The sequence below is a fragment of the Variovorax sp. J31P207 genome (genome assembly GCF_030316965.1).
GTDB classification, from domain to species: domain Bacteria; phylum Pseudomonadota; class Gammaproteobacteria; order Burkholderiales; family Burkholderiaceae_C; genus Variovorax; species Variovorax ginsengisoli_B.
Map to the genome: position 1 here is coordinate 613807 of NZ_JASZYN010000003.1, position 14423 is coordinate 628229.

Annotated in this window: 16 protein-coding genes; 10 read left to right on the top strand and 6 right to left on the bottom strand. The window is 69.1% G+C overall.

The window, feature by feature from the left end:
* The first annotated feature begins 14 nt into the window (after positions 1–14).
* The 3 genes from QTI68_RS14205 to QTI68_RS14215 are packed head-to-tail and all read left to right on the top strand — an operon-like array spanning position 15 to position 2364.
* Positions 15–749, top strand: coding sequence for an SDR family oxidoreductase (locus tag QTI68_RS14205; RefSeq protein ID WP_286522183.1), 735 nt, complete (start codon positions 15–17; stop codon positions 747–749).
* Positions 746–1492, top strand: a complete 747-nt coding sequence (locus QTI68_RS14210) for an SDR family NAD(P)-dependent oxidoreductase (protein WP_286522184.1) — start codon at positions 746–748, stop codon at positions 1490–1492. Before QTI68_RS14205 ends, QTI68_RS14210 begins: the two co-directional genes overlap by 4 nt.
* Before the next feature lie 20 nt (positions 1493–1512).
* On the top strand, positions 1513–2364 hold the full coding sequence (locus QTI68_RS14215; protein WP_286522185.1) for a fumarylacetoacetate hydrolase family protein: 852 nt from the start codon (positions 1513–1515) through the stop codon (positions 2362–2364).
* A 164-nt stretch (positions 2365–2528) separates the two neighbouring features.
* On the opposite strand, the gene QTI68_RS14220 is transcribed toward QTI68_RS14215, so the two are convergent.
* The 6 genes from QTI68_RS14220 to QTI68_RS14245 are packed head-to-tail and all read right to left on the bottom strand — an operon-like array spanning position 2529 to position 7486.
* Positions 2529–3509: a tripartite tricarboxylate transporter substrate binding protein gene (locus QTI68_RS14220; protein ID WP_286522186.1), complete on the bottom strand. Its 981-nt coding sequence runs from the start codon at positions 3507–3509 to the stop codon at positions 2529–2531.
* 56 nt (positions 3510–3565) lie between these two features.
* A complete protein-coding gene (locus QTI68_RS14225; protein WP_286522187.1) occupies positions 3566–3922 on the bottom strand; it encodes a cupin domain-containing protein in 357 nt (118 codons plus the stop codon).
* A gap of 11 nt (positions 3923–3933) precedes the next feature.
* Positions 3934–4932 (bottom strand): quinone oxidoreductase family protein, encoded by a 999-nt coding sequence (locus QTI68_RS14230; protein WP_286522188.1) that lies wholly within the window; start codon positions 4930–4932, stop codon positions 3934–3936.
* On the bottom strand, positions 4929–5816 hold the full coding sequence (locus QTI68_RS14235) for a beta-keto acid cleavage family enzyme (RefSeq protein WP_286522189.1): 888 nt from the start codon (positions 5814–5816) through the stop codon (positions 4929–4931). Before QTI68_RS14235 ends, QTI68_RS14230 begins: the two co-directional genes overlap by 4 nt.
* A complete protein-coding gene (locus tag QTI68_RS14240) occupies positions 5813–6577 on the bottom strand; it encodes an SDR family NAD(P)-dependent oxidoreductase (protein ID WP_286522190.1) in 765 nt (254 codons plus the stop codon). The genes QTI68_RS14235 and QTI68_RS14240 overlap by 4 nt, the downstream gene beginning before the upstream one ends.
* A 42-nt stretch (positions 6578–6619) precedes the next feature.
* Complete coding sequence (locus QTI68_RS14245; RefSeq protein WP_286522191.1) at positions 6620–7486, bottom strand: dioxygenase family protein; 867 nt, start codon at positions 7484–7486, stop codon at positions 6620–6622.
* 135 nt (positions 7487–7621) lie between these two features.
* Here QTI68_RS14245 and QTI68_RS14250 point away from each other — a divergent pair, with 135 nt between their 5' ends.
* From QTI68_RS14250 to QTI68_RS14280, 7 genes are all read left to right on the top strand, one after another.
* Complete coding sequence (locus tag QTI68_RS14250; RefSeq protein ID WP_286522192.1) at positions 7622–8653, top strand: LacI family DNA-binding transcriptional regulator; 1032 nt, start codon at positions 7622–7624, stop codon at positions 8651–8653.
* Between the two features lie 340 nt (positions 8654–8993).
* On the top strand, positions 8994–9776 hold the full coding sequence (locus QTI68_RS14255) for a GntR family transcriptional regulator (protein ID WP_286522284.1): 783 nt from the start codon (positions 8994–8996) through the stop codon (positions 9774–9776).
* A 17-nt stretch (positions 9777–9793) separates the two neighbouring features.
* Positions 9794–11014 (top strand): ABC transporter substrate-binding protein, encoded by a 1221-nt coding sequence (locus QTI68_RS14260; RefSeq protein WP_286522193.1) that lies wholly within the window; start codon positions 9794–9796, stop codon positions 11012–11014.
* Between the two features lie 68 nt (positions 11015–11082).
* Positions 11083–11955 carry a branched-chain amino acid ABC transporter permease gene (locus QTI68_RS14265; RefSeq protein ID WP_286506771.1) on the top strand — a complete coding sequence of 291 codons (873 nt, stop codon included), beginning with the start codon at positions 11083–11085 and terminating at the stop codon, positions 11953–11955.
* Complete coding sequence (locus QTI68_RS14270; protein ID WP_286522194.1) at positions 11952–12932, top strand: branched-chain amino acid ABC transporter permease; 981 nt, start codon at positions 11952–11954, stop codon at positions 12930–12932. The genes QTI68_RS14265 and QTI68_RS14270 overlap by 4 nt, the downstream gene beginning before the upstream one ends.
* Positions 12925–13692: an ABC transporter ATP-binding protein gene (locus QTI68_RS14275; RefSeq protein WP_286522195.1), complete on the top strand. Its 768-nt coding sequence runs from the start codon at positions 12925–12927 to the stop codon at positions 13690–13692. The genes QTI68_RS14270 and QTI68_RS14275 overlap by 8 nt, the downstream gene beginning before the upstream one ends.
* On the top strand, positions 13689–14399 hold the full coding sequence (locus QTI68_RS14280) for an ABC transporter ATP-binding protein (protein WP_286522196.1): 711 nt from the start codon (positions 13689–13691) through the stop codon (positions 14397–14399). Before QTI68_RS14275 ends, QTI68_RS14280 begins: the two co-directional genes overlap by 4 nt.
* Positions 14400–14423 lie beyond the last annotated feature (24 nt).

Sequence of the window (14423 nt, forward strand, 5' to 3'; positions counted from 1 at the left end):
CGAGAGGACATCCCATGAGACTTCAGGGCAAGACCGCGCTCGTCACCGCGGCCGGACAGGGTATCGGCCATGCGAGCGTGCTCGCACTCGCGGCCGAGGGCGCGACGGTGTGGGCCACCGACGTCAACGAAAAGTTGTTGGCGCGCTTCGGCGGCGTCGCCAACGTCAGGACCGCGAAGCTCGACGTGCTCGACAAGGCCGCCATCGGCGCACTCGTGCAGACGCTGCCGGCGCTCGACGTGCTCTTCAACTGCGCCGGCGTGGTCCACAACGGCAGCGTGCTCGACGCCGCCGACGCCGACCTCGAGTTCGCCTTCAACCTCAACGTGCGGGCCCAGTTCTGGACCATCCAGGCGGTGCTGCCGGGCATGCTCGCGGCCGGGCGCGGCAGCATCATCAACATGGCGAGCGTCTGCTCCAGCATGAAGGGCCTGCCGAACCGCTTCGTCTACGGCACCACCAAGGCGGCGGTGCTCGGCCTCACCAAGAGCGTCGCCGCCGACTACGTGACCAAGGGCATCCGCTGCAATGCGGTGTGCCCCGGCACGGTCGACACGCCCTCGCTCGGCGACCGCATCAACGCCAACGCCGACCCCGAGGAAGCACGCAAGGCCTTCATCGCGCGCCAGCCGATGGGCCGGCTCGCGCGGGCCGAGGAGATCGCGCCGGTGGTGGTGTTCCTGGCCAGCGACGAATCCGTCTTCGCGACCGGCCAGGCCTTCACGGTCGACGGCGGCATCATGATATGAACCAGCTCGACTTCAACGGCCGCCATGCGGTCGTCACCGGCGGCGCCACCGGCCTGGGCTTCGGCATCGCCAAGCGGCTGCTGGCCTCGGGTGGCAGCGTCACCGTGTGGGACCGCGACGGCGAGGCCGCGACCAAGGCCGCCTGGGCGCTCGGCGCCAAGGCCTATGCGCTGGCGGTCGACGTGACCCAGCAGCCTTCGGTGGCCAAGGCCGTGGCGGCCACGCTGGCGCAGGCCGGGCGCATCGATGCGCTGGTCAACAGCGCCGGCATCACCGGGCCCAACACGCGGCTGTGGGACTACCCGGTCGATGCCTGGCGCCAGGTCATGGAGGTCAACCTGACCGGCCTCTTCATCTGCTGCCGGGAGGTGGTCGGCCAGATGCGCTCGCAGGGCTATGGCCGGATCGTCAACATCGCCTCGGTCGCCGGCAAGGACGGCAACCCCAACGCCAGTGCCTACAGTGCGAGCAAGGCCGGCGTGATCGCGCTCACCAAGTCGCTCGGCAAGGAACTCGCCGATACTGGCATCCGCGTCAACTGCGTCACCCCGGCGGCGGTCAAGACCGCGATCTTCGACCAGATGACGCCCGACCACATCGCCTTCATGCTGTCGAAGATCCCGATGGGGCGATTCGGCACGGTGGAGGAGGTGGCCGCGATGGTGGCCTGGCTCTGCACCGAGGATTGCTCTTTTTCCACCGGCGCGACCTTCGATCTTTCGGGCGGTCGCTCCACCTACTGATCCCACAACAAAGGACCTTCATGAAACTCGTTCGCTATGGCAACCCGGGCAAGGAGAAGCCTGGCCTCATCGATGCCGAGGGCAAGCTGCGCGACCTGAGCGCGGTGGTCGGCGACATCGGCCCCGACCAGCTCGGCGACGCCGCGCTGGCCAAGCTGCGCAAGCTCAAGGTCGACAAGCTGCCGCTGGTCAAGGGCAAGCCGCGCTACGGCTGCCCGGTGGCCAAGGTCGGCAAGTTCATCGCGATCGGCCTCAACTACGCCGACCACGCGGCCGAGTCGGGCATGCCGATCCCCAAGGAGCCGGTGGTGTTCACCAAGGCCAACAGCTGCATCCAGGGGCCGAACGATCCGGTCATGCTGCCCAAGGGGTCGGTCAAGGGCGACTGGGAGGTCGAGCTCGGCGTGGTGATCGGCACCCGCGCACGCTACGTCTCGCAGAAAAACGCGCTCGACTACGTGGCCGGCTTCTGCGTCGTCAACGACGTCAGCGAGCGCGAATGGCAGCTCGAGCGCGGCCTGACCTGGGACAAGGGCAAGGGCTTCGACACCTTCGGCCCGATCGGTCCCTGGCTGGTCACGCGCGACGAGGTCGCCAATCCGCAGAAGCTCGCGATGTGGCTCGACCTCAACGGCGAGCGCATGCAGACCGGCAACACGAAGACCATGATCTTCAACGTCGCCAAGCTGGTGAGCTACGTGAGCCAGCTCAACACGCTGGAGCCCGGCGACATCATCACCACCGGCACGCCGCCGGGCGTCGGCATGGGCAAGAAGCCGCAGCCGGTGTACCTCAAGAAGGGCGACGTGATGACCCTCGGCATCGAGGGCCTCGGCGAACAGCGCCAGGAAGTGGTGCCGTTCAAGCTCTGAAACGAAACACCCCCCGAAGCGCCTGCGGCGCCTCCCCCCTCAAGGGGGGCGATACCAGCGGCCCGGCAAAGCCGGTTCCGCGGTATCCCTGGCGTTCGACTGCGCCTGATTCATGCGTCGCGGGTCACGCGATCGCGTGGCGATCACTGAGAAAGCGAGTCGGCTCAGTCCGCCTTGATCCCGGCCGCCTTGACCACCTGCTGGGCTTTCGCGGTCTCGTCGGCCAGGAACCTGTCGAAGTCCGCCGACGGCATCGTGAAGGGTTCGGCGCCGAGCTTGTCGAGCCGCTCCTTGAGGTCGGGCGCCGCCATGATCTTCGCCACCTCGGCCTGCAGCCGGTCGACCACCGGCCGCGGTGTCTTCGCCGGCGCGAACAGGCCGACCCAGAACAGGTACTCCGAGCCGGGCACGCCGGCCTCGACCGTGGTGGGCACCTGCGGCATCACGGACGAGCGCTTGCCGGTCCCGACCGCCAGCGCCTTCAGCCGCCCGTCCTTGATCAGCGGCAGCGCCGAGACCATCGGCGCGAAGAACCAGTCGACCCGCCCGCCCATCACCTCGGTCATGGCTTCGGGCGTGCCGCGGAACGGCACGTGCTGGGCCTGGAGGCCGGCCGCGAGCCGGAACACCTCGGCGTTCATGTGGGTCGCCGAGCCGTTGCCCGCCGAGGCGTAGTTGAAGCCCGTCGGCTTGGCCTTGGCCTGCGCGACCAGGTCCTTCACGTCGGCGAAGCGCCCGGGCGGGGCGACCAGCACGTTGGGCAGGCTGGCCAGCGGCGTGATGCCGGCGAAGTCCTTGAGCGTGTCGTAGCTGAGGCCCGGATAGATCGACGGGTTCACCAGATGCCCCGCCGAATGCACCAGGAGCGTGTAGCCGTCGGGTGCCGCCTTGGCGACCTGGGCAGCGCCCAGCGTGCCGCCCGCGCCCGGCTTGTTGTCGATGATGACGCTGGTCCCGAGTGCCGGCCCGAGCCGCTCGGCCACCAGCCGGGCCACGATGTCGGTGCCGCTGCCGGCGGTGAAGGGCACCACCATCCGGATCGTCTGGCCGCGCGGCCAGTCGCCCTGCGCCTGGACGGCCGGGAAGGCGCACAGGGCGATGGCGGCCGCCAGCAGCTGGCGCCGGCCGAAGAAGGATGTCGTCATGGGTTTGTCTCCGTTGGAATGATGTGTGTGTCGAGGAACGAAAGGCGAAAAGACGCTCAGCCGGGTGCGGCGTTGGCCATGACCAGCGCGACCAGCACCGGCTGCTGGCTGCGGTTCAGCAGCTGCCGCTTCTCGCCCGGCGCGAAGCGGCAGCTGTCGTAGGGGCCGAGCTCATGCTCTTCCTGGCGGCCGTCGAGTTCGGAGACCACGGTCAGGCGCCCTTCGAGCACCAGATAGAGCTTTTCGATCGGCGAGCCGTCGAGCGTGGTGTGGCCGCCCGGCAGGATCTGGCTCATGCCCATCCACATCTGGGTCGAGGGCCCGGCCTCCTTGCCCTGCAGCCGCAGGCAGCGCATGTCGAAATGGTTGGGCGCCTCGTAGGCCGGCGCCTGCTCGAATCGGGTCAGGTGCATGGCGGTGCTCCTCAGGGCCGCAGCACGACGCGGTCGGTGCTGCCCGACAGCACCAGCCGGTAGGCATCCGCGGCCTGGTCGAGCGTGAAGGCGCGGGCCACCGGGAAGGGCTTCAGCGTGCCGCGCTCGAAGCCCTCGCGCATCGCGTCGAGCTGGCCGGTGGCGGCCACGCAGTCCATCGCCAGCGAGTCGATGCCGACATAGGTGTGCATGCCGCGGTAGAAGGCGAAGATGTCGAAGGGCACCGCGCGGTCCTGGGTCGAGATCAGGATCTGCGTCGCGCCCTTGGCCATCGACTTGTTGGCGGCGTCGAAGTAGGCGCTGCCCACCGTGTTGTAGGCGATGTCGACGCCGCGTCCGCCGGTGAGCTCCCGCACCCGCGCCGCGATGTCGCCCTGCGTGGCATCGACCGTCTCGACCGCTGCGCAGGCGAAGCCCTCGAAGGGCCCGGGGCGCCGTTGCACCGCGATCACCCGCGCCCCGGCCTGGGCGGCCAGCTGCACCGCCGCCTGGCCGACCTTGCCGTTGGCGCCCAGCACCAGCACCGTCTGACCGTCCCGCGGCATGCCACTGCGCCGGAAGCCCTCGTAGGCCGTGACGAAGGGCACGCCGACCGCACCCGATTCGTCCATCGAGATGCTGAGCGGCCGGTCGCGCAGGGCGGCCACCGGCAGCACCAGGAAGCGCGCATGCGAGCCGTCGCGCGTGATGCCGATGTCGCCGCCGGAGCCGTAGACCTCGCGGCCGATCCAGTCGTTCGGGCCGTCGACCACCACGCCCGCGAAGTCGCGCCCCGGGGTGCGCGGCCAGGCGGCCTGCGGCATCAGGCCCAGTGCCGCCTTGACGTCGCTCGGATTGACCGCCGCGGCGCCGACCCGCACCACCGAGAAGCCGGGCCTGGCCACCGGTTCGGGCTGGGCGGCGGCCTGGAGCCGCAGTCCGGCGATGTCCGCGGCCTTCTCGGCCAGCCGCAAGGCGCGGGCGCTGTCGTCGACAGTGATGGCGTTCATGCGCGGCCTCCTTCCAGTCCCAGCGTGGCGCGCGCCTCGCGCGCCGAAGCCACCTCGCCGCCCAGGCTCAGGATGATGTCCCCGGCCTTGGCCACCAGCTGCGCGTTGCTTTCGGCCAGCACGCCGCGCTCGAGGTAGATGTTGTCTTCCATGCCGACCCGCACGTGGCCGCCCATGAGCCAGGCTTGCGCGACGATCGGGAACTCCATCCGGCCGATGCCGAAGGCGCTCCAGAAGGCGCCGCGCGGCAGCATGTTGCGGGCATAGAGCAGCGTCTCGGGCGTCGGCGCGAAGCCGTACTTCACGCCGAGGACGAAGGTCCACATGGCGGGTCCTTCGAGCGTGCCGTCGGCGATCAGGTCGAGCGCCAGGTTGATGTCGCCCGAGTCGAAGATTTCGAGCTCGGGCTTGACGCCTGCCTCGCGAATCACGCGCGCCATGCGGCGCACGTTCTTCGGCGTGTTCATGACCACGTCGGGCCCGGAGTTCATGGTGTTGAGGTCCAGCGAGCAGACGTCGGGCTTGATCAGCGCGATGTGCTCGACCCGCTTCTCGGGCGGCAGCAGCGTGCTGCCCGGCGCGGCGACCTTCGGGTCGTCCTCGCTCGGAATGAAGCGTCCGCCGGGGCCGGTGGTCAGGTTGATGATGAGCTCGCGGTTCTGGCGCCGGATGCGGTCGACCACGTCGCGGTAGAGCTCGACCTGCATCGACGGCTTGCCGGTCTCGGGGTCGCGCACGTGGATGTGGACCTGGCCGGCGCCGGCCTCGGCTGCGGCCAGGCATTCGTCGGCGATCTGCGCCGGCGTGATCGGCAGGTGCGGCGTCTGCTCGGGCTTCACGAGGTTGCCCGTGACCGCGCAGGTGATCAGCGTCTTGGTGTTCACAGGTGGCGCCCTCCATCGACCACGATGCGGGTGCCGGTCACGAAGCGCAGGGTGGTCGCCAGCGCTTCGATGGTGGCGGCCACGTCCTCCGGCCGGCCGATGCGGCCCAGCGGGGTGGTGGCGGCCATCTTGTCGGCGAACTCGGCGCCGCGGCCCGGCACGAAGCCCGACTCGACCGCGCCCGGCGACACCGACACCACGCGCACCGCCGGCGCCAGGGCCTTGGCCAGCGCGTCGCCGACGACGTCGAGCCCGGCCTTGGCCGCGACATAGGCCAGGTTGCTGCCGACCCCGGTGAAGCCGGCGATCGACGAGACATTGACCACCAGGCCGTCACCGCTGGCCTTGAGCATCGGCGCGAAGGCCCGGATGGTGGCGAACACGCCGCGGAAATTGGCGCGCAGCAGGTCGTCGATCAATTCGTCGGTCAAGGCATCGAGGTCGGCGGCGGGCACCGGCTGCGTGTGGCCGGCACTGTTGACCAGGATGTCGCAGCGTCCGTAGCTCGCCTGCACGGCGGCGGCGGCGCGCTGCAGGCTGGGCGTGTCGACGATGTCGGCGCGCAGCGCCGAATGGCGTTGCCCGTCGGCATGCGGCAAGGCGGCGGCGCGGGCGTCGGCGTCCTCGCCCTTGCGGTGCACCAGCACGCAGCTGGCGCCGAGCGCGGCGAGCCGGCGTGCGCTCGCATGGCCGATGGCGCCGAGGCCGCCGGTGATGACGGCGACCTTGCCGTCCAGTCGAGGTGTGGGATCAAAACTCATGGGGTGTCCAAGGCAAAGGTTGAAGGCGATCGATCGAGGTGTTCATGGAATCGGCGGGCGCGGGAACTTCATCTCGCCAGGCTCCAGCACGAAGTCGTACTGCAGCGTCGCCTGGCCACCGCCCTGCTGGGGTTCGAAGCGGCCGATCAGCCGGCGCGTCACGCCGAACACCGGGTCGCTCTCGAGGTTCTCGTCGTCGTCCGCGAAGACCTGTGTGACGAGCACCTTGTGGCCCGGCTTGCTGACCATGAAGTGCAGGTGCGCCGGCCGGTTGGGATGCCGAAGCTGGGCCCGCAGCAGGTCGCCGCAGGGGCCGTCGGTCGGCACCGGATAGCCGGCCGGCCGGACGCTGCGGAAATGGAAGCGGCCCTCGGCATCGGTCCTGAAGCGGCCGCGCAGGTTCATGTCCTGCTGCGCCGGGTCCTGGTTCTCGTAGAGGCCGACCGGCGAGGCCTGCCAGACATCGAGGGTGGCGTCCGCCACCGGACGGCCCGCGGTGTCGCGCACGGTGCCGGCGACCTCGAGCGGAACGCCCGGCGTCTCCGAGCGCGCGATGCTCTCGCCGCCGTCGCAGAACGGCGCGTTGGCGCGCCAGAACGGGCCCAGCAGCGCGGCCGGCGACTCGCCCTGCGGGTCCTGGTTGTTCTGCAAGGCCACCAGGGTGGACACGCCCAGCAGGTCGGCCGCCAGCACGACCTCGTTCTTGGTCTCGCCGCTGGCCTGGCCGATGGCGACCAGGAATTCGAGCGCGCGCTCGAACTCGTCCTCGGTCAGCTCGACCTCGCGCACGAAGGCGTGCAGGTGGCGGGTGAGGGCGGCCATCACGCTGCGCAGGCGCGGGTCGGGCGTGCGCTCCATCGCCTGGAGGGTGATCTGCAGCACGGATTCGGGGGTGGTCACGATGTTCATGGGGTGTCTGGCCTTTTATGCAAACGTTTGCAAATTATTCCTCCATTTCTCGGAAAAGTAAAATCAGCATATCCATGCGCTCATCGTGGAAAATCGCCGAGTTGTCCCGATTCGGGTATTCAATCGTTTGCATCCATGAACCCCCAACCCTCGTCCACCGTCACCATCCGCGATGTCGCGCTGGCCGCCGGCGTGCATGTCTCGACGGTCTCGCGCGCGCTCAATCCGGACAAGCGCAGCCTGATCAGCGCCGAGGTGCTGAAGGTGGTCGAGGAGGCTGCGCGCAAGCTCGGCTACCGGCCCAACCGCGCGGCGTCGGCGCTGCGGACCGGCCGCACCCACACCATCGGCGTGCTGGTGCCCGACATCACCAACCCGGTGTTCCCGCCAATCCTGCAGGGCATCGAGGCCAGCGCGGCGGCGCGCGGCTACTTCGTCTTCGTGACCAACGTGGTCGACCATGCCCTGGCGCGCCCGATCGTCGAGCGGATGCTGGCGCAGCGGGTCGACGGGCTGGTGCTGGCGATCGCCACCCGCGACGACCCGCTGGTCGACTACATCGGCAAGGCCGGCCTGCAGGCGGTGCTGGTCAACCGGGCCGACGAGACCGGGCGCCTGCCCGCCGTGGTGAGCGACGACCGGCTGGCGATGAAGCTGGCGGTCGACCACCTGGTGTCGCTGGGCCATCGCCGCATCGCCCACCTGGCCGGCCCGCAGAACGTGCCGACCGGCGTTGGCCGGCGCCAGGGCGTCGAGCAGGCGCTGCGCGACCGCGGGCTCGAACTGGCCAGCGTCGAGGAATGCGAGGGCTACAGCCGCGAGGCCGGCCGCGTCGCCATGCAGCGGCTGCTCGATGGCCACGAACGGCCGCAGGCCGTGGTGTGCTGCAACGACCTGGTCGCGCTCGGCGCCTACGACGTGCTGCGCGAGCGCGGCATCCGCGTGCCGCAGGACATCTCGATCACGGGCCACAACGACATGCCGCTGGTCGACATGGTCAACCCGCCGCTCACCACCATCCGGCTGCCGCACCGCGAGCTCGGCTGGCGCGCCGCCGAAATGCTGTTCGACGGCATCGAGGGCCGGGCGCCGTCGGCCTTCACGGTGGTGCTGCGGCCGGAACTGGTGGTGCGCGAGTCGACGCGGGACGTTGCTGGCGAGTCTTGAGGACTGGTCTTCAGGGGGCGTGCCGAGGGCACCGGGTGGCCCCCTCCGCGAATGTCCCCCGCCTTCGGCTCCTCCTTTATTTCGCTGCGGGGGCCACCCGGTGCCCTCGGCACGGGTAGCGCCGCGGGGTGCTGGCCGAGGATGAACCACCGACTTGACGGCTCACGCCGATGGTGTGCTCTGCGCAGCGAAATAAAGGAGGAGGCCGAAGGCCGGGGGACATTCGCGGAGCAGAGCACACCGTCGGCGTGAGCCCCGCCCCGGCGTATCAATGCAATTGGCAGCAAATGTCCCATTGACAGAACAATAGAAGTGCTCAACCATCGCGGGCATGTCGCAGATGCCCTTGCCGAAGTACCACCAGATCTATCTGGTGCTGCGCGAGCAACTCGAAGAAGGGCGCTTCGCCGACGGCCTGCCCGGTGAACTGGCCCTGATGGAGCAGTTCGGCGTCGCCCGCGTCACGGTGCGGCGGGCCCTTGGCCAGTTGTCGTCCGAGGGCCTGATCTCGCGCAACCCAGGCCGGCGCACGCGCCCGGTGCCGCCGGCGGCGAGCGGCGAGCCACGTGCCGCCGACGGCATGGCGCGCGCCAACCTGCGCGGCCTGCTCGAGAACCTGGTCACGATGGGCCTGCACACCTCGGTCAAGGTGATCGACGTGGCGACCATCTCGGCTTCGACCCAGGTCGCCGACGCCCTGCAGCTCAAGCTCGGCGACGCGGTCCAGAAGGCGGTGCGCGTGCGTTCGACGCGAGAGGGGCCGCTGTCGCACATCACGACCTACGTGCCGAACGACATCGCGCGCAAATTCGGCCGCCGCGAACTGGCCAAGAAACCGATCCTGGTGCTGCTCGAAGAGTCCGGCGTCAAGGTCGGCCGCGCACACCAGACCATCACGGCGCGGCTGGCCGACAACGTGCTTGCGGAGCACCTCGAAGTCTCGGTCGGTTCGGCCCTGCTGGCCGTGCGCCGCCTCATCTACGACGAAGCCGAGCGCCCGGTGCAGTGGCTGCACGGCTTCTACCGGCCCGACCGCTACACCTACGAGATGCAACTGTCGCGCGTCGGCAGCATCGACGCCAAGGTGTGGGTCAGCAAAGACGTGTCAGCCCAGTTCAACTGAAGAAAAAGGAAAGCACCATGCCCCATCGCTTCGATCGCCCGGACCGCCGCCGCTTCATGTCGCAGTCCGCCGCCGTGGCCTCCGCCATCGCCTTCCCGCTGGTGGCTGGCGCCCAGCCCAAGCCGATCAAGGTCGGGGTGCTGCATCCCGTGACCGGCGCACTCGCCTATTCGGGCCAGCAGTGCCGGCTCGGTGCGCTGATGGCGATCGAGGACATCAACAAGGCCGGCGGCATCAAGTCGCTGGGCGGCGCCAAGATCGAGGCCTTGCTCGGCGACGCCCAATCGCAGCCCCAGGCCGGCGCCGCCGAGGTCGAGAAGATGAACGAGGCCGGCGTCTCGGCCATCGTCGGCGCCTTCGCGTCGGCGATCTGCCTGGCCACCACGCAGGCCGCTGCCAAGTACAACCTGCCGCACGTGGTCGATGTCGGCGTGGCCGACCAGATCGTCGAGCGCGGCCTCAAGAACACCTTCCGCTTCGGCCCCGGCTACAAGAAGTCGACCGAGGTCGCGATGGCCAACCTGCTGGTGCTCAACAAGGCCGCGGGCAATCCGGCCAAGACGGTGATGATCATCCACGAGGACTCGCTGTTCGGCTCCGGCACGGCGGCGCTGCTGTCGCGCGAGCTGCCGGGCTACGGCTTCGAGGTGAAGGAGGTCGTGAAGCACGCCAACCCGACGCGCGACTTCAACAACATCGTGCTGCGCATGAAGTCGATCAACCCCGACATCGTGATCCCGGCCAACTACTACAACGAGTACGCGCTGCTGGTGCGCACCATGCAGCAGCAGAAGGTGCAGCCGAAGGCGATCTTCTCGGTGCTCGGCGGCGCGGCGTCGAGCTACAAGTTCGTCAAGGAGTTTCCGGACGCTGCCAACGGCATCATCGACTGCAACCACTGGTTCAACCCGAAGGACAAACGCTCGGCCGAGCTGCGCAAGCGGGTCGAGGCCCAGGGCCAGTTCTTCAGCTACGAGGTCTTCATGACCTACACCGCGATGATGCTGCTGGCCGACGCGCTGGAGCGCGCCAAGTCGAGCGAGCGCGCCGCCATCATCGACGCGCTGGAGAAGAGCACCTTCTCGAACCACATCATGCCGTACGGCCCGACGAAGTTCGTCAACGGCCAGAACGAGGGCGCGCAGCCGCTGATGACGCAGGTCGTGAAGAACGATATCAAGGTCATCATCCCGCGGGAGTTCCGCGAAGTCGAACCCATGTTCCCCTTGAACGCCTGAGCCCTGATCCAGGCCCGCCAGCTGCCCGGCCGCGCCCCGCGGTGCGGGCAGCCCCACCGATACCGCCCATGTTCGACCCCAGCATCCTTTTCTCGTCCGTCCTGAACGGCCTGACGACCGGCGCGGTCTATGCCCTGATCGCGCTCGGCCTCACCTTGATCTACGGCGTGCTGCACATCATCAACTTCGCGCATGGCGCTTCGCTGATGCTGGCCCTCTATGCGGTGTACTTCCTCAAGGAGCGCTGGGGCATCGACCCCTACCTGGCGCTGCCGATCGTCATCCCCGGCATGTTCGCGCTCGGCTACGGGCTGCAGCGCCTGGTCATCAACCGCGCCGGCCACGGCAAGGACGAGAACATCCTGCTGGTCACGCTCGGCATCGCGATCGTGATGGAGAACCTGGCGCTGCTGTTCTTCAAGTCGGACACCCGCAACATCGACACCGCCTACGCGCTCAGCACGGTCGCCATCGGGCCGGCAATGATCGCGGTGCCCAAGCTGGTCGCCTTCGCCGGGGCGCTGGTGGTGTCGGCGCTGCTGTTCTGGGTCATGGGGCGCACCGACCTGGGCCGCGCGATCCGCGCGGTCGCCAAGGAGAAAGAGGGCGCCAAGCTGATGGGCATCGATGTCGACCATGTCTATGCGATGAGCTTCGGCATCGGACTGGCCTGCCTCGGCGCCGCCGCCTGCTTTCTGCTGCCGGCCTACTACGTCAACCCGCAGGTGGGCGGTGGTTTCGTGCTGGTGGCCTTCACGATCGTGGTGCTGGGCGGCATGGGCAGCTTCGTCGGCGCGCTGATCGGCGGCTTCCTGGTCGGCATCGTCGAATCGCTCGGCGGCCTCTACCTGGGCGAATCGCTCGGGCAGATCGGCATCTTCGCGATCTTCATCGGGGTCGTGCTGTTTCGCCCGCAGGGCATGTTCGGAGCGAAGGCATGAGCGGTCCTCGTCAACTCGCGGGCATCGCGCTGTTCGCCGCGGCGGTGGCCTGCGTGCCGCTGGTCACGGCGTCGGGCGCGACGCTCAACTTCGTGATGATGGCGCTCTACGCCACCTTGATCGCGCAGGCCTGGAACATCCTCGGCGGCTTCGGCGGCCAGTTCTCCTTCGGCCATGCGCTGTTCTTCGGCAGCGGCGCCTATATCCAGGCCATCGCGCAGCTGCAGGGCGGCCTCAACGCCTGGGCCGCGCTCGGGCTGGCGGTCATCGGTGCCGCATGCGTCGGCCTGTTCATCGGTGGCTTGAGCTTTCGCTACGGGCTCAAGGGCTCCTACTTCGCGCTGGTCACCCTGGCCTTCGCGGAGGTGTTTCGCATCGTCGCGCTCTCGGTGCCTTTCACCGGCGGCGGCGTCGGCCTGATGCTGCCCCTGCGCGAGGCGCCGTCGAACCTGCAGTTCGCCACCCGCGCCGGCTACCTGTGGGTGGTGCTGGCCTTCGTGGTCGCGGCGCTGCTGGTGACCTGGTGGCTGCGCAACGGGCGCTTCGGTGCCTGGCTGCAGGCGGTGCGCGACAACGAGGACGCGGCGCGCGCCGTGGGCGTGAACCCGTTCCGCGTCAAGCTCGGTGCGATCGGCCTCTCGGCCGCCTTCATGGGCGCCGCCGGTGCCTTCTACGTGCAGGTGTTCCAGTACATCGATCCGGGCATCGCCTATGGCTCGTCGACCTCGGTCGAGGCGCTGGTCGGGGCCATCGTCGGCGGTGTCGGCACCCTGTGGGGGCCGGTGCTGGGTGCGGTGGTGCTGCATCTGCTGGCCGACCTGACGCGCAACCTGTTCGGCGAGCTGCCGGGCATCAACATGGTGATCTACGGCACGGTGCTGGTGCTGATCGTGATCTTCCTGCCGCGCGGCATCGCCGGCCTGGGGCTCTCGGTGCGGCAGCTCTGGGCGTCCGCGAAGGGAGGTCCCCGTGGCTGAACCGCTGCTGGTGCTGAATGGCATCTCCCGTTCCTTCGGTGGCCTGAAGGCGGTGCAGGGCGTGAGCCTGTCCGTCGCCGAAGGCAGCCTGAGCGCGCTGATCGGCCCCAACGGCGCCGGCAAGACCACGCTGTTCGCGCTGATGTCGGGCTTTCTCAAGCCGGACACCGGCACGGTGCGCTTCGCCGGCCAGGACATCACGGGCCGCGAGCCGCATCGCAACGCCCTGCTCGGCATGACGCGCACCTTCCAGATCGTCAAGCCCTTCGCGGCGCAAACCGTGCGCGAGAACATCGCGGTCGGCGTCCACCTGCACGAGCGCAGCCGTGGGGCGGCATTGCGGCGCGCGGATGAGGTGGCGCAGCGCGTGGGCCTCGCGGCGCAGCTCGACAAGCCGGCCTCCGACCTCACGGTCGCCGGCCGCAAGCGGCTCGAACTGGCGCGTGCGCTGGCGACCGAGCCGCGCCTGCTGCTGCTCGACGAAGTGCTGGCCGGCCTGAACCCGCAGGAGATCGCCGAGATGATGCCGGTGGTGCGCGGCATCGCCGACGGCGGCGTGACCGTGCTGATGATCGAACACGTGATGCAGGCCGTGATGAACCTGGCCGAGCATGTGTGGGTGCTGGCGCAGGGCCAGCTGATCGCCGAGGGCAGTCCGGCCGAGGTGACGTCGAACGACAAGGTGGTCGAGGCCTACCTGGGCCATGGCACCGCGGCGCGGCTGCGCAAGGCGGCTGCGGCGAAGGGGGTGAAGGCATGACCGCGCTGCTGGAAATCAAGGGCCTGCGCGGCGGCTACGGCCGGGTCGAGGTGCTGCGCGGCGTCGACCTGCAGGTGAACGCCGGCGAGATGGTCGCGCTGCTCGGCAGCAACGGCGCCGGCAAGTCGACCTTGAACAAGATGGTTTGCGGCCTGTGCCCGGCCTGGAGCGGCAGCGTGCGCTTCGACGGCCAGGACCTGAGCGGCGCCCACTACCGCGAGGTCGTCAAGGCCGGCCTGATCCAGGTGCCCGAGGGCCGCAAGGTGTTCCCGAACCTCAGCGTGCTGGAGAACCTCGAGCTGGGCTCGTTCACGCGGGCCCGCGAACGCCGGGCCAGCAACCTGGAGAAGGTGTTCGGCATCTTCCCGCGGCTGCGCGAGCGCATCCGCCAGAACGCCGGCACCATGAGCGGTGGTGAGCAGCAGATGCTCGCCATCGGCCGCGGCCTGATGGCCGAGCCGGTGCTGCTGATCCTCGACGAGCCGTCGCTGGGCCTGTCGCCCTTGCTGGTCGAGGAGATGTTCACGCTGATCCGGCAGCTGCGCGACGACGGCCTCGCGGTGCTGCTGGTCGAGCAGAACGTCGGCCAGTCGCTGGAGATCGCCGACCGCGCCTACGTGCTGGAGAACGGCAGCGTGCGCTTCTCGGGCGCGCCGGACGAATTGCTCGGCAGCGACGAACTGCGCCGCGCCTATCTCGGGCTCTGAGCCAGGGATCCCACAAGGAAAGAC